The organism is Acerihabitans sp. (assembly GCF_036398755.1).
GTDB lineage: Bacteria > Pseudomonadota > Gammaproteobacteria > Enterobacterales > Enterobacteriaceae > Acerihabitans.
Genome location: NZ_DASWOM010000037.1, coordinates 14,788 through 37,205 on the forward strand (window position 1 = coordinate 14,788; position 22,418 = coordinate 37,205).

Sequence of the window (22,418 nt, forward strand, 5' to 3'; positions counted from 1 at the left end):
TGACGCAAATCAAGGGATAATGCGTTAGCCGGGGGGCCTTCCCGCCGGCCTTATCATTAATAAGTAGCGCTTTTTTTTTGCCAAAACCCTATGATTCATCGGGTTATAATCCGCGCTGCGCTAAAGGGATTATCCCCGTCCCGCTTCCGGCTATTTGTGGGTACTCCTAAAGGGGTATAGGGTTAATGCCGGGGATCGGGAACAATAACCCTGTCCGCCCCCGCCCGCCCTTGATCCGGGAACACCGCCTTATGATGAAATCGCCGTTTGCGCCGTTATCCATCGTTCAGCAGGTCGCGCTGCTGATGCTGCTGTCCGGCATCGTGGGCATCGGCGGCATGAGCCTGTCGTTATGGATGGCGCAAAGCATGCAAGGCAACGCCCATGCCATAAATATGGCCGGGTCGCTGCGGATGCAAAGCTACCGGCTGCTGTCGCGCGTGCCGCTGGCCCAGGGCGGCGACCCCTTGATCGCCGAGCTGGAGCGCGATCAGCTCAGCGACGATCTGCTGCTGCCGGTGAAGCGCGAAGGCCTGACCTCGCGGTACCAGGCGCTGCGCGATCACTGGCGGACCCAGCTTAAGCCGCTGCTGCTGCAGGCGCGGCGTCCTGAGGATGCCGCCCGGGGCGTGGCCGAATTTGTGCGCCGGCTGGATGCGCTGGTATCGGATCTCGATCGCAGTACCGAGCACCGGCTGGCCCTGGTGGCCCTGGTGCAGAAAATCGTCATTGTCCTGACCCTGCTGGTGCTGACCGGCACCATTCTTTATCTGCGCCGCCGTCTGCTGCGCCCCTGGCGGCGCCTGCTTAACCAGGCCAGGGCGGTGAGCCGCGGCGACTTCAGCCAGCGTTACCCGCTGCCGGCCGGCGCGGACGCGGTCGGATATCACGAAATGGACCAACTGGGCCTGACCCTGAACAGCATGTCGCAGTCGCTGTCGCAGATATATGCCGAACTGGAACAGCGGGTCGCCGACAGCACCGCCGATCTGCGGCAAAAAAACCGCGTGCTCGATTTTCTCTACCGCGCCAGCCGGCAGCTGCATACCGGCACGCCCTTGCCCGCTCGCCTGCGGCCGGTGCTGGAGGAATTACAGACCCTGACCCCGCTGCGGGAGATCCGGATCCGGCTGTATGAAAACGATTGCGACCCCGGCCTGAACGGCGCCCGGCCGACAGGGACGCCACCGGTTGCCGAGAGGACCGATTCGGCGGCGGACGGGACGACCTCCGCCGATACGGCCCGCCCGCCGCCGGCGCCCGGCCCGGATGAAGCCGGAGCAGAGCAGCTTGGCTGGAACCTGCATGATAAATTAGGCCGATACGGTGTGATGCTGGCGCATTACCCGTCGCGCCAAAGGATGAACGATCCGCAGCGGCGGCTGGTGGCCACGCTGGTCGAACAGCTGACCAGTACCCTGGCGCTGGAGCGTCAGGCCGGGCATCAGCAACAGCTGTTGCTGATGGCGGAGCGCACGGCCATCGCCGGCGAGCTGCACGACAGCATCGCCCAGTCGCTCTCCTGCCTGAAGCTGCAAATAGGCGTGCTGCAAATGCAGAATAAGGACGCCACGCCTGAAAACCAGTTGCTGATGCAGCAGATGCGCGACGAGCTTAATACCGCCTATCGCCAGCTGCGCGAACTGCTGACCACCTTTCGCCTGAGCCAGACCGAGCCGGGACTGCGCGCCGCGCTGCAAACCACGGTGGCGGAATTTTCGGCCCGGCTGGGGTTCGCCATTGATTTCAGCTACCGGCTACCGGCGCAAGCCGTCTCGTCCCATCAGATCATCCACCTGACGCAGATCGCGCGCGAAGCATTAACCAATATTGTCAAACACGCCGGCGCCAGCCGGGTGGAGGTTTCCGCCGGCCTGGAGGCGGACGCGCTGGTGCTCAGCATCCGCGACAACGGTTGCGGCCTGCCGGATGAATACCCGCGCCAGCATCATTACGGCCTGGTTATCATGCAGGATCGCGCCAACAGCCTGCAGGGATACTGCCGGGTGGCAAACCTCCCCGGCGGCGGCGCCGAGGTGCGGGTCTCCGTGCCGCGGCAACCGGCACTCTCCCCATAACAGGAACAGATCATGAGCGAACACGATGTCGCCACTATTTTACTGATTGACGATCACCCGATGCTGCGCAGCGGCGTGCGCCAGCTGATCGGCATGGACCCCGGCCTGACGGTGGTCGCCGAGGCCGCCGGCGGCGAGCAGGGGCTGCTGCTGGCCGAAACCCTGGATCCGGATTTGATCCTGCTGGATTTAAAGATGCCGGGCATGAGCGGGCTGGATACGCTGGACCGCCTGCGCCGGCTCCCCCTTTCCGGGCGAATCGTGGTGTTTAGCGTCTCGGACCATGAGGACGATGTGATTACCGCCCTTAAGCGCGGCGCCGACGGTTACCTGCTGAAAGATATGGAGCCGGAGGATCTGCTGGTGGCCATTCGCCAGGCCGCGGCGGGCAGGATGGTATTAAGCGAGGCGTTGATGCCGGTGCTGGCGGCCGGTCTGCGCCAGGAGCGCCCCGGCGGCGCGCGGGATATCGGGCGGCTGACGCCGCGCGAGCGCGATATCCTGAAGCTGATTGCCCACGGTTTGCCCAATAAAACCATCGCCCGCAGGCTCGATATCAGCGAAAGCACCGTTAAGGTCCATGTAAAGCATCTGCTGAAAAAAATGGGGCTGAAGTCACGGGTGGAGGCGGCCGTGTGGGCGCTGCAAAGCAAGGTCTTCTGATGTGGTGTGGACATGACATGTTCCGCGCGGCTTGGCGCGCGGGACATACAACACCCCTCGCCCCGGGCGGGCGTGGGGTTCGCCGGCGCAGGTTACGCCAGCGCTTTCGCCAGTTCGGCGTCCGGGCGTTTCAGTACCGAATACATCACGCCGAGCAGCAGGGTGCCGGCCGCGATGGCAATCAGGTAACTGATAACCGGCGTAATGGCGCCCGGGATCAGCAGCACGAACATGCCGCCGTGCGGCGCCATCAGCTTGGCGCCGAAGAACATCGACAGCGCGCCGGTAACGGCGCCGGAGATCATCGACAGCGGGATAACCCGGAACGGATCGCGGGCGGCGAAGGGTATCGCCCCTTCGGAGATAAAGCACAGCCCGAGAACAAACGCGGCCTTGCCGGCCTCGCGTTCCGGTTTATCGAATTTATTGCGCGCCAGCAGGGTGGCGACCGCGATGCCCAGCGGCGGCACCATGCCGGCGGCCATGATCGCCGCCATCGGCGCATAGGTCTGCGTACTGAGCAGGGCGACGCCAAAAGCGTAGGCGGCTTTGTTTATCGGCCCGCCCATATCGCTGCACATCATGCCGCCGAGGATGGCCCCCAGCAGTACGGCGTTGGCGGTGCCCATGGATTGCAGCCAGCCGGTCAGCCCGGTCAGGATCTTGGCCACCGGCGTGCCCACCACGTAGATCATCACCAGACCGGTCACCAGACTGGCGATGAGCGGAATGATAAGTATCGGCTTGAGCGCCGCCATGCTTTGCGGCAGCGGCAGTTTGGTGCTGATAAACCTGGCCACATAGCCGGCCAGGAAACCGGCGATTATGCCGCCGATAAAACCGGCGCCGGTGCTGACCGCCAGCATGCCGCCCACCAGGCCCGGCGTCAGTCCCGGACGATCGGCGATGGAGAAGGCGATAAAGCCCGCCAGCACCGGCACCATCAGGGCAAACGCCGATTTACCGCCGATTTGCATCAGCGCCGCGGCCAGGGTGCCCGGCTGCTCGGCGGCGTGGATGCCGAAAATAAAGGATAAGGCGATACACAGGCCGCCGGCCACCACCATCGGCAGCATATAGGAAACGCCGGTCAGCAAATGGCGATACGGGCCGGGAGAGGTTTTTTTCGTCTCGCCGGCGTCGCTGTTGCGGTCCTGGGCCGAGGGTTGGTACAGCTTGGCCTCAACCACGGCCTTATCCAGTTCCTGGGCGGTTTTTTTCAGCGCCAGGCCGGTGCTGGTGCGATACATCGGCTTGCCGGCAAACTTGCTCAGGTCCACTTCGATATCGGCGGCCACGATCACCAGGTCCGCCTGCCGGACTTCCTCGTCGGTAATGGCGTTGCCCGCCCCCACCGAACCGCGGGTTTCCACCTTCACCCACCAGCCGCGCTTTTTGGCCTCGCCGTCGATGGCTTCCGCCGCCATATACGTGTGCGCCACGCCGGTCGGGCAGGCGGTAATGGCCACCAGCCGTTTGGGTCCGGCCGCGGCAAGCGTCGCCGCGGGCGCGGTTTCAGCCGGCGCCTGATAGACGCTGGCCTCGGTTTTGGCGCGGGCGAGGAAATCCTCCGGCCGGCTGGCGGCCTGGGACGGCTCGCCGATAAAGACCTGTTTGCCGTTAAGGGCGGCATCCGGGGAAAGGCCGCCCACCACCACCACCAGTTCGGCGTCGGCGGCGGCGTCAACCAGGGTCAAACCCGCTTTCGGCGCGGCGTCGACCACTATTTTTTTCACCAGATGGCTTCTTGCCTGCCCCAGTGAGCTGTCTATAATCAGCAGCGTTTTCATTGTGCCTCCAACGGGTCATTAAAGGGTTTTAAATCCACTCGGGCCATCATGGCGGCCAACTGCGGCCGATCGGTGATGCCGACATTGCTCTGGCTGACCGCCAAAGCCGCCACGGCGGTGGCCAGGCGTAACGTATGTTCACTGGATTCACGCATCAGCAGGCCGTAAATCAGGCCGCCGACCATGGAATCGCCGGCACCGACGGTACTGACCACTTCACAGGTCGGCGGCTTGGCAAGCCAGGCGCCCGAGGCGTTGACCCAGAGCGCGCCTTCGGCGCCCAGCGAAATCACCACATGGGCGATGCCCTGTTCGCGCAGCGCATGGGCCGCCACCACCACATCGGCCAGGGTGGGCAGCTTGCGTCCGGCCCAGATTTCCAGCTCGCGCCGGTTGGGCTTGACCAGCCAGGGCGCGGCTTTCAGCCCGGCCACCAGCGCCTCGCGGCTGCTGTCGAAAATAATGCAGGGGCAATGGCTGCGCAACTTGATCATCCATTCGGTAAACGCTTCAGGCGGCACGCCCGCCGGCAGGCTGCCGCTGACCGCCACCATATCGAACTGCCCCAGCCAGGTCAGCGAGTCGTTGACAAACCGATCCCAGTCCTGCGGCGTGACGTTAAAGCCGGAAAAATTGAAATCGGTTACGTCCCCTTGCTTTTCAGTCAGCTTGACATTGATGCGGGTGCGCCCCTGTACCACCTGGAAACGGTTGGCAATGCCCAGATCGCTGAACAGCAGTTGAAAACCGTCCTGGTTTTCCTTGCCCAGGAAGCCGCCGACGGTAACGTCGATCCCCAGATCCTTCAGCACCTTGGCAACGTTTATCCCTTTTCCCGCCGCGTGCAGTCCGGTGGTTTGCACCAGGTTGACCTCACCGCGTTCAATCTCGGGGCAATAGCCGACCAGGTCGTAAGCCGGGTTCAGCGTGATGGTGGCTACGCGTCTGCTCATGCCGCGCCCTCCCCGAGTCCCGAGGCAATCGCCGCGCCGATGGCTTGCAGCGCCTGTTCGGCGTCAGCGCCTTCAGCGGTAACGCGCAGCCGGTGACCGGACTTCACGCCCAGGGCCACCACCTTCATCAGGCTGCGCCCGTTGGCCGGTTTGCCGGAACCATCCAGATTGGTAACGGTAATCGCGCTGTTGAACTGTTTGATCACATTCACCAGGGCGGTGCCGGGACGGGCATGCAGCCCGTGCTCATTGCGCACCACGAACTCAGCGCTCAATACCGCATCCGACGCCGCCGCCTCGCCGCTGAGCAGGGCCAGCAGGCTGGGCGCGTCGGCGTTCAGCAGACGGGATGCTTCGCCCGCCAGCAGCAGATCGCCGATGACGTTCAGCACGTCAAGCGGTCGGTCGTCCACCATGGCGACGGTTATCAGCAGCGCCACGCTGTCGCCATTTTCGTCAAACGCCGTCGCCGGGCGGCTGAGCGCCACGGCGCTGGCGAGGTTGCCGCGCGTGCTATCGTTCAGCCAGACGCCCTGCCCCAGATGCAGCGGGCGGCCGCTTATCACGTCGCTGACAAAGCCGGCGTCCACCGCGCCTGCCAACTGCAGCCGGCCGGCATTGAGCGCCTTCAGGGTGATCAGGTCGCCGGCGGGCACGTCCAGCGCCATCAGGGAAATATCGAACAGAAACGGCGCCGGTTGCCGCTCGCCGGTCAGCGCGGCGCGCAGCTCTTCGGCCGAAGTGGTGGCGGCAAGGCGCGCCGCCAGGGCTTCGTCGCTTAACACATGGGTAAGCTGGCGCAGCAGCGCAAGGTGTTCATCGGAGCGCGCGGCGATGCCGATCACCACATAGGCGGTCTGGTCTCCGCCCCAGTCGATTCCCTGGGGAAACTGGAACACCTGCACGCCGGTGTTCAGCACCAGGTCGCGGGTATCGGTGGTGCCGTGCGGGATGGCGATGCCGTTGCCCAAAAAGGTGGATGTCTGCTGTTCGCGCGCCATCATGCCGTCCACATAACCGGCGCCGACGTAACCCGCCCGCGTCATGGCGGCGGCGACCTGGGCGATGGCCTCCTGCTTGCCCTGCGCTTGGGCGCCGAGATGTATATCTGTTAATGACAGATCAAACATATCTTTCCTCGCTTCCTGACATTAAGTTTAGTGAATCGATTCAGCTTTGATGGGGACTCAAAACGGGTGCGTCCGACCTCTCACCCGTTCCCTTTCGCTGAAACGTTTCAATAAAGTCTCCGACGTTGCGTGAATGAATGCAAGCACCGGCTTATTATTCATCTCGGAACTTTGAAGCGCCGCACAGTTTATCAAGATAAAGGCCCGATACCGCCGTCTGCGCAGACGTTTGCTGACGTTGTGCTGAAGGCGCTTTCCAGCCGCGCCCCGCCGGTGCTGAAGGGGATTATCGGCGCGGCAATCAGGCGGTGTGTTCCGCCGAAGGCGTAGGATATGCTGAAGTCGGGCGGGCAGGCCGGGCGAGGAGGCTGAAGCCGCGGCGGGGCATGGCCCCCGGACCGGATGTAAGGCGGTATTCTTGCCCAGAAGAAACGCGCCGGGATCTCCGGCGTGGGTTTCCAGGCGTAGCCCAGGATATTTATGCGGCGCGGCCGATGATTGCCGGCGCCGGTTATTGCATGTCCCGCATGGGTGATGTAGATTCGCCGCTGCCCCGCGACACGCACTTTTCCCTCTTGCCTGAAGGGCCGGGCAACGGTAACGTGTCGCCATAGACTCCGATACAATTAAACAGGTCCACTTTGATGGCTAGAGCAAACGAAATTAAGCGCGGCATGGCGGTAAATTACAACGGTAAATTACTGCTGGTGAAAGACATTGATATCCAGAGCCCGAGCGCGCGCGGGGCCAGTACGCTATATAAGATGCGTTTTTCCGACGTTCGCACCGGCCTGAAGGTGGAAGAGCGCTTCAAGGGCGACGATATCCTGGAGACCATCAATTTGGTGCGCCGTTCGGTCACCTTTTCCTATATTGACGGCGAGGAATATGTCTTCATGGACGACGAGGATTACACCCCGTACCTGTTCAAGAAAGACCAGATAGAAGACGAGCTGCTTTTTATACCCGAAGGCGGTATCCCCGGCATGCAGGTGCTGACCCTGGAAGGCCAGGTGCTGGCGCTGGAGTTGCCGCAAACGGTGGATCTGGAGATTGTCGAAACCACGCCGGGCATTAAAGGCGCGTCGGCCAGCGCCCGCACCAAGCCGGCGCTGATGAGCACCGGCCTGACCGTGTCGGTGCCGGAATACCTCAACAGCGGCGAGAAGATCCGTATCCACGTGGCGGAACGCCGCTATATGAGCCGCGCCGACTGATCTCCATCGGCCCACGACCAGACGGGAGGCATTATCATGGCGAATTTGGCCACGCAGACCTTAACCGCCGGCGTGCGGCGGCCCGGCTACGATCGCGGGCTGCTTAAGAGCCGCATCGTGCATATCGGCTTCGGCGCGTTCCACCGCGCCCATCAGGCGGTCATGACCGATCGGGTGCTCAACCGCGTTGGCGGCGATTGGGGCATCTGCGAGGTAGGCCTGCACAGCGCCGGTTTATTGCGGGCCCTGCGCGCCCAGGATCATTTGTTTACCGTGCTGGAAAAAGACGGTAACGGCAGGCAGGCGCACATTATCGGCGCGGTGCGCGAGTCGGTTATCGCGGCGGACCAAGGTATCGACGCGGTGCTGGAAAAACTGGCCGAGCCGCAGGTGGCCATCGTCTCGCTGACCATTACCGAAAAAGGATACTGCATCGAGCCGGGCAGCGGCGAACTGGACCGCTCCCATCCGCGCGTCCAGGCGGATATCCTGCATCCCGAAGCGCCCGGCACCGTGCCGGGTATCCTGGTGGAGGCGCTGCGCCTGCGCTACTCGCGCGGCCTGGCCCCGCTGACCCTGCTGTCGTGCGACAACATTCCCGGCAACGGCCATGTGCTGCGGCGCGCGGTGCTGGGCCTGGCGCAGGCCAGGGACCCGCGGCTTGCGGCCTGGATAGCGGAGCAGGTGTCGTTCCCGGCCACCATGGTCGATCGCATCGTGCCCGCCGTCACCGACGACCAGCTGGCGGAAATTTCCGCCCTGACCGGCGTGGCTGATCCCTGCGCCATTGCCTGCGAACCCTTTATCCAATGGGTTATCGAGGATGATTTTGTTGCCGGCCGGCCGGACTGGCAGGACGCGGGCGCCCAGTTTGTCCAGGACGTCGCCCCCTATGAAGAGATGAAGCTGCGCATGCTGAACGGCAGCCATTCATTCCTGGCCTGGCTCGGCTACCTGGCCGGTTACCCGCATGTCAGCGACTGCATGGCGGACCCGCATTACCGCGCCGCCGTGGCGGCGATGATGGCGCGGGAACAGGCGCCCACCCTGCGCCTGGGCGCCGGTGAAGTGGACCTGGCCGCCTACGCCGCGCAGCTGCTGGCGCGCTTTGCCAATCCGCAGCTGAAACACCGCACCTGGCAAATCGCCATGGACAGTACGCAAAAACTGCCGCAGCGCATGCTGGACCCGGTACGCTGGCATATCGCCCACGGCGGCGCCTATCCCCTGCTGGCGCTGGGCATCGCCGGCTGGATGCGTTATGTGGGCGGCCGTGACGATCTGGGCGCCCCCATCGACATCCGCGATCCGCTGAGCGACGAGCTGCGGCGCATCGTGGAGCACAGCCCCGACGGCGAACCGCGGGTACGGGCGCTGCTGGGGCTGCGCGCGGTATTCGGCGCCGATCTGGCGGTCAATCCCGCCTTTACCGCCGCCGTGACCCGCGCTTATCTCGCTCTGGCCCGGGACGGCGCCAAAGCGACGGTGGCCGCGGCGGCGCCTAGCCCCGAAGGCCGGCCATGACCACCCTGACCACCCTGGTGACCGGGTTTCTCGGCAGTGGAAAAACCTCCACCCTGCTGCATCTGTTGGCGCATAAACCGGCCGGCGAGCGTTGGGCCGTGCTGGTCAATGAATTTGGCGAGATCGGCGTCGACGGCGCCATCCTGGCCGACAGCGGCGCGGTGCTCAAGGAAATTCCCGGCGGCTGCATGTGCTGTGTTAACGGCCTGCCGATGCAGGTGGGGCTGAACACCCTGTTACAGCGCAATACCCCCGACCGGCTGCTGATAGAGCCGACCGGACTGGGCCATCCCAAGCAGATCCTCGCCCTGCTCACCTCGCCGGTTTATGAAAACTGGCTGACCCTGCGCGCCACGCTGTGTCTGCTGGACGCGCGCCAGCTCGGCGACGCCCGTTATCGCGACAATGAGAATTTCCGCGATCAGCTGGCCTGCGCCGATGTCATTATCGCCAACAAGCAGGACAGCTATACCCCGCAGGATCGGCTGCTGCTGGCCGAATGGGTCGCGGCGCACGCCGGCGGGCGCCGGATGGTCGACGCCGTCCAGGGCCGGGTGCCGCCGTCGTTGCTCGACCTGCCGCGTCGGAACGCGCGCGAACTGCCCGATGGCGCCCACCATCACGGGCAACCGGCGCCCAAGGCGGGGCTGGCAGCGCTGCGGCTGCCGGGCAATACCGGCTGGCGCCGGGCGCTGAACCATGGCCAGGGTTACCAGTCCTGCGGCTGGATTTTTGACGGCGCCACCACCTTCGATACCGTCGGCCTGCTGGAATGGGCCAGGCTGGCGCCGGTGGAACGCGTCAAAGGCGTGGCGCGCATCCCCGAGGGCACGCTGCGGGTCAATCGCCAGGGCCAGGATTTACGTATCGAGACCCTGCCCGCGCCGCCGCCCGACAGCCGGATTGAGCTGATAAACCCCGGCCCCGCCGATTGGAACGCGCTGCAAACGGCCTTGTTGAAGATTCGTTTAAATTAGCAGGGTTACTATAAGTATTTAAATCATGTAGCTTGTTTATAGGTTTTGCCTTATGCGACGCTTACCTGCCGTTATAGCGCTTAATATGCTGGGCCTCGCGCTGTTTTTTTCCTGGTATCTGCCGGAACACCACGGATTTTGGCCGCGGCTTGACAACGCCATCTTTCTTGCCTCAAATCATCGGGTCGCCGCCAGCCATGCCTACGCCGTATTTCTGGCGGTCACCAACTACCGCGCATTTGACCTGATATCGCTGCTGGCGATGGGCCTGCTTTATCTCTATTACTTCCTGCATACCCCGCCACGTCTGCGCCACCGGCTTATCAGCCTCGGTATCGTGATGCTCTTGTCGGCGGTGGTGCTGAACCAGTTGGGTCATCTGCTGCCGGTAAGCCGTCCCAGCCCGACCGTATTTTATCAACATAACGACAGCGTGGTGCGGGTAGCGCAGTTCACCGCCATTCCCACCAAGGACATGTCCAAAGACAGTTTCCCCGGCGATCACGGCATGATGCTGCTGATTTTTACCGCCTATATGCTGCGTTATTTTGGCGGCCGGGCATTTGCCTGGGGCATGGCTATCGTGGTGCTGTTCTCCCTGCCGCGGGTCATGATCGGCGCGCACTGGTTTAGCGATATCGCGGTGGGCTCGCTGTCGGTGGTGCTGGTCGGCCTGAGCTGGTGGCTGATGACGGGAGCCTGCGATAAGGCGGTGGTCTGGTTTAACCAGCGTTTGCCGGGCATGGGACATTGGGGATATCGATAGGAATTAATTATGTCGGCGGCGGCGCGTGGCGGCGCAAGGGTACGGTCAGGTTACGGAAAAGTTGCCGGAATGCCTGCGCGCCGGCGGCGGCGAAGGCCGCCCGCCGCCATTCCCGACAATCGGGAATTTTTTTTGATCCATTTCTTAACGTTTAATTTAATACTATTTCACATCATCAAAAGTTATAAAATAGTCGATAAAAATCCTCGCTTTCCCTTATTCATTACGGTAACCTCGAATTCGCTGTACTAATAGACTGATATTATCGCTTATAAAAATGTGTGAGTGATACCACACAATGCAGGAATAACAGTTGGTCAATCAGTATTTGCGCTTTATTCTCGATTCGCTCGGCATTTTATAGCGGCTCCGTCGCTAAGGACTTTAAGGGATAACACTTATAATGGTCAAATCTCAACCTATTTTGAGATATGTGCTGCGGTTAATCCCCGCAGTGGCGGTGGCAGTTATGCTTTCCGCCTGTAGTTCTCATGGCAGTCAACAAACAGCTGAGATGCATGCAGTCAACGATAAAAGTGATTTTTTACTGCAAGCCTCTCAGGATCAATTCGAAGATATGGTCCGTAATGTCGATGTTAAAACGAAAATTATGGATCAATATGCCGTATGGAAAGGCGTCAGGTATCGCCTGGGCGGCAGCTCTAAACGTGGTATAGATTGTTCGGCTTTTGTACAACAAACGTTTCATGAACAGTTCGGCCTGGAATTGCCGCGTTCAAGCAGCGAGCAGCAGGGTATGGGCGCCAAGATCCAGCGCGCCAAACTGCGTCCAGGGGATCTGGTCGTGTTCCATGCCGGTTCGACCGGGCGCCATATGGGGATTTACCTGGGCAACGATCAGTTTGTCCACGCCTCCACCACCAGCGGCGTCATGATTTCCAGCTTATCGGAAACCTACTGGAACAAACGTTATCGGGAAGCGCGGCGGGTATTAACCGGCAAGTCCAAAGGTCAAATGACCACGGCAATGCGCGGTAACAGCGATTCCTGATTATTAACGGTTATTATTTAAATGTCCTGAATGCCGAACGAGATAAAAAAGCCGCCTGTTAAGGTGGCTTTTTTTTAACCATTATTAAAGATTTGTATATCTGCTTTTTTGCTTAATATATATTTTTCGATACGCATGACTGCCCACGCCGTACTATTCCCAAGCCTTTAACATATTTGCCTTCATGTTATCAACAAAATAATAATTATAAAGTGCGTCATTTGTCCGCTTGCCGTTACGCTTGGGATCGCGCGCGGCGTTAATGATGACCTGGCGGCGGTTAATTATTAAACGGCCGGTGCCGGACTCCGGTGTCGAAGGACTGACGCGCCACGTCGCGCGGGGAAATGGCCGGAAGGCATTAAAACCTGGTTGATAGTTTTGACATTAATGTTAAAAAAACCGTTAATGGCATTGTCTAAGGCGCCGGTATAATGGACACCCTTTACGGCTTGCCTTAACAAGGCTATTTGGTTTGATTCCTGGAGCGTAACCTGATGTTTCCACGTGTTTGGATTGCGCTGATGCTCAGCGTCGTCTGCCCCGGCCCGCGCGCCGACACCATCAATGACACTATCAATGATAGCTACGCTTTTGCGCTGTTGGGCGAACCGAAATACCCCAGCGATTTCAGCCATTTCGATTACGTCAATCCCGCCGCGCCCAAGGGCGGCGCCATTACCCTGGCGGCCATCGGGACCTTTGATAACTTTAACCGTTATGCCCTGCGCGGCTCGGCGGCGATGCGCACCGAGCAACTTTATGACGGTCTGTTCGTCACCTCCGACGATGAAATGGGCAGCTATTATCCCCTGGTGGCGGAATCGGCGCGTTATCCCGGCGATTTTTCCTGGATGGAAGTCTCCATCAATCCCCAGGCGCAGTACCACAACCATCAGCCGATCACCGCCAGGGATGTGGCATTTACCTTTGATAAGTTTATGACCGAAGGCGTGCCGCAGTTCCGTATTTATTACAAAGGGGTCAAGGTAAAAGCCATTGCGCCGCTCACGGTGCGCTACGAGTTCCCCAAACCCGACAAAGAGATGCTGCTCGGCCTGCTGACCCTGCCGGTGATGCCGGAAAGCTATTGGCAACACCATAAGCTCAGCGACCCGCTGGCCGCGCCGCCGCCGGCGAGCGGGCCTTACCGCATCACGTCATGGCGTACCGGGCAGTATGTGACCTATTCGCGCGTCCGGGATTATTGGGCGGCCAACCTGCCGGTAAATCGCGGCCGCAATAATTTTGATAGTATCCGTTATGATTATTACCTGGACGACAATGTGGCACTGGAGGCGTTCAAAGCCGGCGCGTTTGATCTGCGCATCGAAAGCTCGCCCAAACTGTGGGCCACCCAGTACCATGGCGGCAATATTGAACGCGGTTATATCATCAAGCAGGAAATAGCCAACGATGCGCCGGTGGCGACCCCCTGGCTGGCATTTAACATCCAGCGGCCGCTGTTTGCCGACCGGCGGGTGCGCGAGGCGCTGACGCTGGCATTTGATTTTGAATGGATGAACAAGGCGCTGTTTTACCAGGGATACCAGCGGGTCGACAGCTATTTTATCAATACCGACTACGCGGCGCGGGATTATCCCGGCGTGGACGAACTGGCGGTTCTGGCGCCGCTGAAAGGCCTGGTGCCGCCGGAGGTATTTACCGAGCGCTACCAGCCGCCGGTATCGGACGGCAGCGGCTATGACCGGAAAAACCTGCTTAAGGCCTTCGCGCTGCTCAAACAGGCCGGATGGGAATTAAAAGACCAGCAGTTGGTCAACAGTAAAACCGGCAAACCCTTTGCCTTTGAAATGATGCTGATGAGCGGCGGCAACAGCAGCAATTATATCCTGCCCTTCCAGCATAACCTCCAGCGCCTGGGCATCCAGATGACCCTGCGCCAGGTCGACAGCGCGCAGTTTACCAATCGCCTGCGCAAGCGCGATTTTGATATGATGCCGTCGAGCTATGCCGCCTTCCCCTACCCCAGCGGCGATTTGCAAATCCTGTGGGGCAGCGCGTATGTGGAATCCTCCTATAACCGTCCCGGCGTCAAGGATCCGGCGGTGGACCGGCTTATCAATGAAATCGTGCGCCATCAGGGGGATGAAAAAGCGCTGCTGCCGCTGGGGCGGGCGCTGGATCGGGTATTGACCTGGAATTATTTTATGATCCCCCAGTGGTTTTCGCACCAGACCCGCCTGGCCTATTGGGATAAATTCGCCATGCCGGCCGTGAAGCCCACCTATGCGCTGGGTTTTGATTCCTGGTGGTATGATGTCAACCGGGCGGCCAGGCTGCCCGCCGAGCGACGCTGAGGATAAATGCCGTGCCGGTCCGCGCGGCACGGGCCTGACTGATAACGACGCTCTAAGGGAGGAGCCGCTTGCTAACCTATTTGTTACGCCGTTTATTGCTGGTGATCCCAACGCTTTGGGCCATCATTACCCTGAATTTTTTTATCGTGCAGGTCGCTCCCGGCGGGCCGGTGGATCAGGCCATCGCCGCCATTGAAATGGGCCAGCAAAGCGGCTTTAGCACCGGGCACAGCGACCCCGCCGCCCGTGTCCAGGCCCTGCACGGCGGCCAGATCGGCGACAGTCAGTACCGGGGGGCGCGCGGGCTGGATCCTGAGGTGATCGCGGAGATTACCCGGCGCTACGGCTTCGATAAACCGCTGCATGAGCGTTATTTCACCATGCTGTGGAACTATGTGCGCTTTGATTTTGGCGACAGCCTGTTTCGCGGCGCCACGGTGATGCATTTGATCAAGGAGAGCCTGCCGGTCTCCATCACCCTGGGATTGTGGAGCACGCTTATCATCTATCTGGTGTCGATTCCGCTCGGCATAAAAAAGGCGGTGCGCAGCGGCAGCGCCTTTGACGTCTGGAGCAGCACGCTGATTATCGTCGGCTACGCGATACCGGCCTTTTTGTTCGCCATCCTGCTTATCGTCCTGTTCGCCGGCGGCGGCTATCTTGACTGGTTCCCGCTGCGCGGGCTGGTCTCGAGCCATTTCGACAGCCTGCCGTGGTATAAAAAAATCACCGATTATCTCTGGCATATCACGCTGCCGGTGTTGGCCACGGTTATCGGCGGGTTCGCCACCCTGACCATGCTGACCAAAAACGCCTTTCTCGACGAGATCCGCAAACAATACGTCACCACCGCGCGCGCCAAGGGACTGTCGGAAAACCAGATCCTCTACCGCCACGTGTTCCGCAACGCCATGCTGCTGGTGATAGCCGGCTTTCCCGCCACCTTTATCAGCATGTTCTTTACCGGTTCGCTGCTCATCGAGGTGATGTTCTCCCTGAACGGCCTGGGGCTTTTGGGCTACGACGCCACCCTGCAACGGGATTACCCGGTGATGTTCGGCACCCTGTATATCTTTACCCTGATAGGCCTGCTGCTCAACATCCTCAGCGATATGACCTATACGCTGGTTGACCCGCGCATTGATTTCGAGGGCCGCCAATGAAATTGAGTTCCGTAAACCAGGCGCGCTGGGCGCGTTTTCGTCATAACCGCCGCGGATATTGGTCGTTATGGCTGTTCCTGCTGCTGTTTATCCTAAGCCTCGCCTCGGAGCTGGTGGCCAATGACAAGCCTTTGCTGGTGCGTTATCAGGGGCAGTTTTACTCGCCGCTGCTGTTTAACTACAGCGAAACCACCTTCGGCGGCGAGCTGGCCACCAGAACGGATTACCGCGATCCCTATATCGCCGCGCGGCTGGCCGAAAACGGCTGGGCGTTATGGGCGCCGATACGCTATGACTACCGCACCATTAACTTTGCCACCCTTCGCCCCTTCCCCTCGCCGCCAAGCCGGCAAAACTGGCTGGGCACCGACAGCACCGGCAAGGATGTGCTGGCCAATCTGCTGTACGGTTTCCGGCTGTCGATGCTGTTCGGCCTGGCGCTGACCCTGCTGTCGAGCGTTATCGGCATTATCGTCGGCGCCAGCCAGGGCTATTACGGCGGCCGGCTGGATCTGTGGGGGCAGCGTTTTATCGAAGTCTGGTCAGGCATGCCGACGCTGTTTTTGATTATATTGCTGTCGAGCGTGGTGCCGCCGGATTTTTGGTGGCTGCTGGCCATTACCGTGCTGTTCGGCTGGATGGGCCTGGTGGGCGTGGTGCGCGCGGAATTCCTGCGCGCCCGTAATTTCGACTATATCCGCGCCGCCCAGGCCATGGGGGTGAGCGATCGGATGATTATGCTGCGCCATATGCTGCCCAACGCCATGGTGGCGACGCTGACCTTCTTGCCCTTTATCCTGTGCGGGTCCATTACCACCCTGACCTCGCTGGATTTTCTCGGTTTCGGGCTGCCCATCGGCTCGCCGTCCCTGGGCAACCTGCTGCTGGAAGGCAAAAACAACCTCCAGGCGCCCTGGCTCGGCATTACCGCCTTCGTTATGCTGGCCCTGGTGCTGTCATTACTGATTTTCATCGGCGAAGCGGTGCGCGACGCCTTCGACCCCAGCAAGGCCCATTAAGCTATGACCACTCCGCTGTTAGAGATTAAAGAACTGAGCGTCGCCTTTCGCCAGGGTGATCAAACCCGACAGGTGGTGGATCGGGTCACGCTTACGCTTAACCCCGGCGAAACCCTGGCGCTGGTGGGCGAATCCGGCTCGGGCAAAAGCGTCACCGCCCTGTCGGTCCTGCGCCTGCTGCCCTCGCCGCCGGTGCTCTATCCCCACGGCGATATCCTTTTCGAAGGCAAGAGCCTGCTGCATGCCGACGATGCGGCGCTAAGGCGCGTGCGCGGCAACGACATCGCCATGATCTTCCAGGAACCGATGTCATCGCTTAACCCGCTGCACAGCGTGGAAAAGCAGCTGCTGGAGGTGCTGGCGCTGCATCGGGGCATGCACGGCGCCGAGGCCCATGCCGAAGTGCTGGCAAGCCTGGACCGGGTCGGCATTCGCCAGGCCAAATCCCGGCTGCGGGATTTCCCCCACCAGCTGTCCGGCGGCGAACGCCAGCGGGTCATGATCGCCATGGCGCTGCTCACCCGCCCCAAACTGTTGATTGCCGACGAGCCGACCACGGCGCTCGACGTGACGGTGCAGGCGCAAATCCTGGCGCTGCTCACCGACCTGCGCCGGGAAATGGGCATGGCGCTGCTGTTTATTACCCATAACCTGAATATTGTGCGCCGGCTGGCGGACAACGTGGCGGTAATGCAGGAGGGCAAATGCGTGGAGGTCAGTCCCTGCCCAACCCTGTTCAGCGCGCCACGGCACCCTTATACCCGCCGTCTGCTGGCGGCGGAACCGGGCGGCGAGCCGCCGCCGGTGCCGGAAGACGCGCCGACGCTGCTGCGGGTCGATAACCTGGGGGTGAACTTTTCCCAGCGCCAGGGGCTGTTTCGTCACCGGGCGGCGCAAAAAAGCGCCGTGCGCGCGGTGAGCTTTACCCTGCGGCGCGGCGAAAGCCTGGGACTGGTGGGCGAATCCGGTTCCGGCAAAAGCACCACCGCGCTTGCGGTGCTGCGCTTGCTTAAATCCGACGGCGAGATCTGGTTTGACGGCCAGCCGCTGCATCAGTTTAACCGGCGCGGGATGCTGCCGCTGCGCCGCCGCATCCAGGTGGTGTTCCAAGACCCCAACTCGGCGCTCAATCCCCGGCTGACGGTGGCGCAAATCGTGGTGGAAGGCCTGCGCGTGCATCACCATTTCACGCAGCAGGATCAGGATCGACGGGTGATTGACGCGCTCAGGGAAGTGGGGCTCGATCCGGCGACCCGTCACCGCTATCCCGATGAATTTTCCGGCGGGCAGCGCCAGCGCATCGCCATCGCCCGCGCGCTGATTTTACAACCGGACGTGGTTATCCTCGATGAACCCACCTCGTCGCTGGACAGATCGGTTCAGGCGCAGATCCTGCAATTGCTGAAATCATTGCAGGAAAAGCACCAGTTGACCTATCTGTTTATCAGTCACGATCTGCAGGTGGTGCGGGCGATGTGTCATCAAGTGATGGTATTGCGGGAAGGCGAAGTGGTGGAACAGGGCGACTGCCGCCGGGTATTCGACGCGCCGTCGGCGGAATATACCCGTCAATTGCTCAAGGCGGCCGGTTAAGCCCTCATGCCGGAGGCTAAGGTTAAGAAAAGTAGGTCGCCGTGGCCGGCTCGGCGATGGCCACGCCCATGTTTTTCAGGCGGCACAGGCTGGTGCATTCGTCGTCGCGGTGTAAAAACAGGCAAGGCTGCCCCTCGCATTCCAGCACCGAGCAAGTCACCTGAATTTCCACCAGTGAACGCGCCAGCTCACGCATGACTTCCCAGGCCGTATCGCCTTCGTGGCTCAGCAGCATCAGGCCGATGAGCTCGTTATCGTCGCGATCGCCGGCGGATATCGGTTCAACCTGTATCCCGCTAAACCCGTTAAGCCAGCGGTAAGAATGTGGCAAACGATGCACCACGGATACCTGTAGATTTGTCACTCCACGTCCCCAGACGATAAAACCAGCTAGTAACAATTTTATCACAATACTATAATCTTAGTGTGACATTAGCAGCCGATTTGTATATAAAAACAGCATAACCACCGCTAAAATGAGAGATAGATCTCTTTTCGGCCTATATGTACCGCTTTATCCGCGGCAGCACAACCGTTTTTTATGCATTTGCATAACTTTAATTAAGCTTATTGTTTACATTTTACGATCAAGGGATGATGTGGCGGTAAAGGGCGCAAATGCCGCAGCGACCGGGTATAGAAGAAAGGGGCGCGGGCGAAACAGCGCGATTGCCGCACTGTTACCCCCGCGCCGGTAAGGCGTGGTAAAGATGAGAAGCGGTGTTAGGCCAGCAACGCCTGCGCCAGGTAGCCGTCCGGCTGCGCCACCCCCGGCAGGGCAAAAAAATATCCCCCGCCGATGGGCTGGATATATTCTTCCAGTGCCTCGCCATTGAGCCGGCGCTGCACGGTAAGAAATCCCTGCTCTAAATCCCGCTGGAAACAGACAAACAATAACCCCATATCCAGCTGGCCGGAGCGGGACGCCCCCAGGGAATAGCTATAGCCCCGGCGCAGCATCAGGTTGTTTTGCGCCGCCGGCGTGCGCGGATTGGCCAGGCGCATATGGGCATCAAGCGGAATGATTGCGCCGTGCGGATCGCGGTCGTAGTCGGGCACAGCATGTTCATCCGCCATGCCCAGCGGCGCGCCGGTGCGCTTATCGCGGCCAAAGATGGCCTGCTGCTCGTGCAGCGGCGTGCGGTCCCACGATTCCACGTGAAAGCGGATAATCCGTACCGCCTGATAACTGCCGTTCACCGCCCAGGCCGGCTCATCGGCGCCGGCGCCGACCCAGATGACCCGGTCCATCAGGCCGGGGTCGCGGGTATCGGGATTGCCGGTGCCGTCCTTGAAGCCCAGCAGATTGATGGGCGTCTCCTTGCCCCGGCTGCGCGCCGCATTGGCGGAGATAAAGCCTTCCCGCTTCCAGCGCACGCTCAGCAAGTCCGGCGTATGTTTGATGATATCCCGCAGCGCGTGGATCACGGTGTCGCCGCCGTTGGCGCAGATTTGCAGCAGCAGATCGCCATGGCATAAATCGGCGTCCAGCGCATCATTGGCAAAACGCGTCATTTTTTGCAGCCGCCGGGGTTTCAGCGCGGCCAGGCCGAAACGATCGTCAAACAGCGAGTCGCCCACCGCCACCGTCATGGTCAGGTTATCCGGGGCGATATGCTCGCCCAGGATACCGGAGTCCATCGGCGGCAATTTTTCATCCACCGCCGGCGCCTGCCCGCCCATGGTCAAAAAGGCGATGCGCTCGGTCAGCACGCGGAATAACCGCTTCAGGTCATTTTTATCGCCCGCCAGCACGTCAAACGCCACCAGCATCATCGCCGCCTGCTGCGGCGTGGTAATGCCGGACTGGCGCGGGCCGTAAAACGGCTGACGCTGCCAGCGCTCGTCGGGGGATAAGGTGCCGGGAGACCTGGCGTCGGCAGCCGGAGAACCCGCGCCGGCCACCGGGGCCGCCGACGCCCCGCGCAGCGCCAGGGCGCCGCCAAGGGCGCCCAGCCCCTTCAGCCAGCGGCGCCGCGATGGCGACGCCGCCTTTTGGCCCAAGCTATGTTTATCAGCGCTCATAAGACTATAAATCCTACTCCAGACCCAACACGCCGCGCAGCAGCGCCAGATCTTCCGCCAGGGCGGTAATCGGGCCTTTCAGCGCGGTGCGATCCGCATCGGTAAGCTTATCATAAGATTCAAAGCCGTCTTTGGTGCGGTATTTCGCCAGAACTTTATCCACCTTGGCAAAGTTGCCGTCAATCTTCGCCAGCAGCGGCGCATCGGCTTTTTGCAGCAGCGGGCGCAGCAGGTTAACGATTTTTTGCGACCCGTCGATATTGGCCTGGAAATCGGAGAGATCGGTACGGCTATAACGGTCTTCCTCGCCGCTGATTTTGCTGGAGGCCACTTCCTCAATCAGTCCGGCGGCGCCGCCGACCACTTTACTCGGCGGGAAGGTCAGGTCGCCGATGCGTTTTTGCAGATCCAGGGTGTCTTTATACAATTGATCGGCAAACGGCGCGGTGCCGGCGGTGGTTTTATCGCTAAACAGGATTTTTTCCAGGCGGTGGAAGCCGGTAAACTTCGGATCGGCGGATTTCTGCTCGAAGTCGTCCTCGCGGGCATCGATACTGCCGTCCAGATCGGAGAACAGTTCGGCGATAGGCTCGATGCGTTCATAATACACCCGGGTCGACGCGAACAGCTTCTGCGCGGTGGCCAAATCGCCCTTCTTCACCGCATCGGTAAAGGTCTTGGTATGGGTAACCAGTTCGCCGACCTGTTGCAGCACGTAGACCTTATAGTCGGCAATCGGCCCCACCAGCGCCATGGCATCCGGTTTAACCGCGCCCGCGCCGCCGTCCGCCGCCACCGTCAGCTTGCCTTTCGGGTTGCTCAGCAGGCCGCAGGTCATATCATATTCGCCCGGTTCCAGGTTGGCGGTCATCTTCTGGGTAAAGCCCGGCGCCACGTTCTCCCGTTCCTCGACCACCATCACGCCCTTGAGGATTTCCCACTCCAGTCCTTTCTGGCTGGCGTTGTGGATTATAAACTGCGTTTTGCCCGGTTTAACGGTCAGCGTCATCGGATCGCACTGTTTATCGTTAACGGTAATCTTGACCTGGGGAATATCGGCCGCCATCACGGGCCAACTCCATGACGACAAGACCGGCGCCACCAGCAAGGCGGCGGGAAGGATGCGGCGACGGAGGCGTTTCATATTGGACATTATATTTACCCTGAATAGTGGAACAATTTAATGGAATTTTTACCCGGCGACGCTGGTCGTCCGGTTGCCCCGCCGCGGCAGGAAAAACATCACCAGGGCCGGCACCAGATATAACAAATACACCGTGACTTCACTGACGGTCGGCGCTTCCTGATAACCGAGCAGCCCCTCGAGCAACGTGCCGAACAACGATTGGGTGGACAAGGTCGCGCTGAAATCAAAGGCGACGGCCTGCAAGCCGTTCCATAATCCCGCCTCGTGGAAAGCGCGGATCGCCCCGGCCGCCAGCCCCGCGGCCACAAACAGAATAAACAGGCTGGTCCATTTGAAAAACTTCTCCATCCGCAGGCGGATGCCGCCGTAGTACATCAGCATCCCCAGGACGACGGCGCTGGCCAGTCCCAATACCGCGCCGATCGGCGCCTCGATGCCGACATCCTGCTGAAATGCCGCCAGCAGGAAAAACACCGACTCCAGCCCCTCGCGGGCGACGGCGAAAAACACCATGCCCACCAACGCCCAGCCTTGCCCGCGGGCGTTGCTGAGCGCCTGATCGACGGCGCTTTCCAGTTGGGCTTTAATCGAACGGGACATCTTGCGCATCCAGAACACCATCCAGGTCAGGATGACGACCGCCAGCACCGCCACGATGCCCTCGAACAGTTCCTGCTGCTTTTGCGGAAACTCGCCGGTGGTTTCGTTAATGGCGATACCCACCGCCAGGCACAACAGCGCCGCGCTTATCACGCCCGCCCACACCGCCTTCAGCCAACGACCGCGCCCGGTCTTTTTCAGATAGCCGGCAATCAGGCTCACGATCAGCGCCGCTTCGAGGCCCTCGCGCAGCATAATCAAAAAAGGCACAAACATACCCGTCACCTCGATACGCTAAGGGGCGATAAATAGTAAAGAAACGTCAATTAAAACGATATTGATTATCATTACGATGGTAAGAAACACAAGCGCAGATTTGCGACTATTTGTAACCGTTAGGAAACAAACCGTCTCATGGCATATCAGGCTGGCGGTCAGTC

General features: G+C 60.7%; 18 protein-coding genes. 11 read left to right on the forward strand and 7 right to left on the reverse strand.

Translation table 11 applies throughout. The features are described 5' to 3' along the window. The first annotated feature begins 254 nt into the window (after window positions 1–254). Both narX and narL read left to right on the forward strand, forming a co-directional pair. Entirely contained in the window at window positions 255–2,078 is a 1,824-nt protein-coding gene (gene narX / locus VGC33_RS06460; protein WP_331119948.1) for a nitrate/nitrite two-component system sensor histidine kinase NarX, read from the forward strand. Window positions 2,079–2,090: 12 nt separating this feature from the next. Then, on the forward strand, window positions 2,091–2,741 hold the full coding sequence (gene narL / locus VGC33_RS06465; protein WP_331119930.1) for a two-component system response regulator NarL: 651 nt from the start codon (window positions 2,091–2,093) through the stop codon (window positions 2,739–2,741). Window positions 2,742–2,833: 92 nt separating this feature from the next. Here narL and fruA read toward each other — a convergent pair whose 3' ends face one another. Genes fruA through fruB form a run of 3 tightly spaced genes read right to left on the reverse strand, consistent with a single transcriptional unit; the run spans window position 2,834 to window position 6,614 of the window. Then, entirely contained in the window at window positions 2,834–4,531 is a 1,698-nt protein-coding gene (gene fruA, locus VGC33_RS06470) for a PTS fructose transporter subunit IIBC (protein ID WP_331119931.1), read from the reverse strand. Continuing rightward, a complete protein-coding gene (gene fruK, locus VGC33_RS06475) occupies window positions 4,528–5,484 on the reverse strand; it encodes a 1-phosphofructokinase (RefSeq protein WP_331119932.1) in 957 nt (318 codons plus the stop codon). The genes fruA and fruK overlap by 4 nt, the downstream gene beginning before the upstream one ends. Then, complete coding sequence (gene fruB / locus VGC33_RS06480; protein ID WP_331119933.1) at window positions 5,481–6,614, reverse strand: fused PTS fructose transporter subunit IIA/HPr protein; 1,134 nt, start codon at window positions 6,612–6,614, stop codon at window positions 5,481–5,483. Before fruB ends, fruK begins: the two co-directional genes overlap by 4 nt. A gap of 644 nt (window positions 6,615–7,258) precedes the next feature. Here fruB and yeiP point away from each other — a divergent pair. From yeiP to yejF, 9 genes are all read left to right on the forward strand, one after another. Further along, window positions 7,259–7,831 carry an elongation factor P-like protein YeiP gene (gene yeiP / locus VGC33_RS06485; protein ID WP_331119934.1) on the forward strand — a complete coding sequence of 191 codons (573 nt, stop codon included), beginning with the start codon at window positions 7,259–7,261 and terminating at the stop codon, window positions 7,829–7,831. A gap of 36 nt (window positions 7,832–7,867) precedes the next feature. Beyond that, the gene (locus VGC33_RS06490) at window positions 7,868–9,355 is read left to right on the forward strand and encodes a mannitol dehydrogenase family protein (RefSeq protein ID WP_331119935.1); all 1,488 of its coding nucleotides are present in this window, start codon (window positions 7,868–7,870) and stop codon (window positions 9,353–9,355) included. Continuing rightward, window positions 9,352–10,332: a CobW family GTP-binding protein gene (locus tag VGC33_RS06495; RefSeq protein WP_331119936.1), complete on the forward strand. Its 981-nt coding sequence runs from the start codon at window positions 9,352–9,354 to the stop codon at window positions 10,330–10,332. Before VGC33_RS06490 ends, VGC33_RS06495 begins: the two co-directional genes overlap by 4 nt. Window positions 10,333–10,384: 52 nt before the next feature. After that, window positions 10,385–11,098, forward strand: a complete 714-nt coding sequence (locus tag VGC33_RS06500; RefSeq protein ID WP_331119937.1) for a phosphatase PAP2 family protein — start codon at window positions 10,385–10,387, stop codon at window positions 11,096–11,098. A gap of 403 nt (window positions 11,099–11,501) precedes the next feature. Further along, complete coding sequence (gene mepS, locus VGC33_RS06505; RefSeq protein WP_331119938.1) at window positions 11,502–12,110, forward strand: bifunctional murein DD-endopeptidase/murein LD-carboxypeptidase; 609 nt, start codon at window positions 11,502–11,504, stop codon at window positions 12,108–12,110. Window positions 12,111–12,607: 497 nt separating this feature from the next. Next, window positions 12,608–14,431: an extracellular solute-binding protein gene (locus VGC33_RS06510; RefSeq protein WP_331119939.1), complete on the forward strand. Its 1,824-nt coding sequence runs from the start codon at window positions 12,608–12,610 to the stop codon at window positions 14,429–14,431. Window positions 14,432–14,499: 68 nt separating this feature from the next. After that, window positions 14,500–15,594 carry a microcin C ABC transporter permease YejB gene (locus VGC33_RS06515; protein ID WP_331119940.1) on the forward strand — a complete coding sequence of 365 codons (1,095 nt, stop codon included), beginning with the start codon at window positions 14,500–14,502 and terminating at the stop codon, window positions 15,592–15,594. Further along, window positions 15,591–16,613 carry an ABC transporter permease gene (locus tag VGC33_RS06520; RefSeq protein WP_331119941.1) on the forward strand — a complete coding sequence of 341 codons (1,023 nt, stop codon included), beginning with the start codon at window positions 15,591–15,593 and terminating at the stop codon, window positions 16,611–16,613. Before VGC33_RS06515 ends, VGC33_RS06520 begins: the two co-directional genes overlap by 4 nt. 3 nt (window positions 16,614–16,616) lie before the next feature. Beyond that, the gene (gene yejF, locus VGC33_RS06525) at window positions 16,617–18,206 is read left to right on the forward strand and encodes a microcin C ABC transporter ATP-binding protein YejF (protein WP_331119942.1); all 1,590 of its coding nucleotides are present in this window, start codon (window positions 16,617–16,619) and stop codon (window positions 18,204–18,206) included. A gap of 22 nt (window positions 18,207–18,228) precedes the next feature. Here yejF and VGC33_RS06530 read toward each other — a convergent pair whose 3' ends face one another. The 4 genes from VGC33_RS06530 to efeU all read right to left on the reverse strand — a co-directional run bounded on the left by VGC33_RS06530 (window position 18,229) and on the right by efeU (window position 22,254). Continuing rightward, a complete protein-coding gene (locus VGC33_RS06530) occupies window positions 18,229–18,570 on the reverse strand; it encodes a YejG family protein (protein WP_331119943.1) in 342 nt (113 codons plus the stop codon). Window positions 18,571–18,929: 359 nt separating this feature from the next. Continuing rightward, window positions 18,930–20,231 carry an iron uptake transporter deferrochelatase/peroxidase subunit gene (gene efeB, locus VGC33_RS06535; protein ID WP_331119944.1) on the reverse strand — a complete coding sequence of 434 codons (1,302 nt, stop codon included), beginning with the start codon at window positions 20,229–20,231 and terminating at the stop codon, window positions 18,930–18,932. A gap of 13 nt (window positions 20,232–20,244) precedes the next feature. After that, on the reverse strand, window positions 20,245–21,375 hold the full coding sequence (gene efeO / locus VGC33_RS06540) for an iron uptake system protein EfeO (protein ID WP_414636897.1): 1,131 nt from the start codon (window positions 21,373–21,375) through the stop codon (window positions 20,245–20,247). Between the two features lie 48 nt (window positions 21,376–21,423). Next, on the reverse strand, window positions 21,424–22,254 hold the full coding sequence (efeU, locus tag VGC33_RS06545) for an iron uptake transporter permease EfeU (protein ID WP_331119946.1): 831 nt from the start codon (window positions 22,252–22,254) through the stop codon (window positions 21,424–21,426). Window positions 22,255–22,418: the final 164 nt, after the last annotated feature.

Coding starts and splice junctions, on each gene's coding strand:
- narX (WP_331119948.1), top strand. CDS start 255: ATGAAATCGCCGTTTGCGCCGTTATCCATCGTTCAGCAGGTCGCGCTG.
- narL (WP_331119930.1), top strand. CDS start 2,091: ATGAGCGAACACGATGTCGCCACTATTTTACTGATTGACGATCACCCG.
- fruA (WP_331119931.1), bottom strand. CDS start 4,531: ATGAAAACGCTGCTGATTATAGACAGCTCACTGGGGCAGGCAAGAAGC.
- fruK (WP_331119932.1), bottom strand. CDS start 5,484: ATGAGCAGACGCGTAGCCACCATCACGCTGAACCCGGCTTACGACCTG.
- fruB (WP_331119933.1), bottom strand. CDS start 6,614: ATGTTTGATCTGTCATTAACAGATATACATCTCGGCGCCCAAGCGCAG.
- yeiP (WP_331119934.1), top strand. CDS start 7,259: ATGGCTAGAGCAAACGAAATTAAGCGCGGCATGGCGGTAAATTACAAC.
- VGC33_RS06490 (WP_331119935.1), top strand. CDS start 7,868: ATGGCGAATTTGGCCACGCAGACCTTAACCGCCGGCGTGCGGCGGCCC.
- VGC33_RS06495 (WP_331119936.1), top strand. CDS start 9,352: ATGACCACCCTGACCACCCTGGTGACCGGGTTTCTCGGCAGTGGAAAA.
- VGC33_RS06500 (WP_331119937.1), top strand. CDS start 10,385: ATGCGACGCTTACCTGCCGTTATAGCGCTTAATATGCTGGGCCTCGCG.
- mepS (WP_331119938.1), top strand. CDS start 11,502: ATGGTCAAATCTCAACCTATTTTGAGATATGTGCTGCGGTTAATCCCC.
- VGC33_RS06510 (WP_331119939.1), top strand. CDS start 12,608: ATGTTTCCACGTGTTTGGATTGCGCTGATGCTCAGCGTCGTCTGCCCC.
- VGC33_RS06520 (WP_331119941.1), top strand. CDS start 15,591: ATGAAATTGAGTTCCGTAAACCAGGCGCGCTGGGCGCGTTTTCGTCAT.
- yejF (WP_331119942.1), top strand. CDS start 16,617: ATGACCACTCCGCTGTTAGAGATTAAAGAACTGAGCGTCGCCTTTCGC.
- efeB (WP_331119944.1), bottom strand. CDS start 20,231: ATGAGCGCTGATAAACATAGCTTGGGCCAAAAGGCGGCGTCGCCATCG.
- efeO (WP_414636897.1), bottom strand. CDS start 21,375: ATGAAACGCCTCCGTCGCCGCATCCTTCCCGCCGCCTTGCTGGTGGCG.
- efeU (WP_331119946.1), bottom strand. CDS start 22,254: ATGTTTGTGCCTTTTTTGATTATGCTGCGCGAGGGCCTCGAAGCGGCG.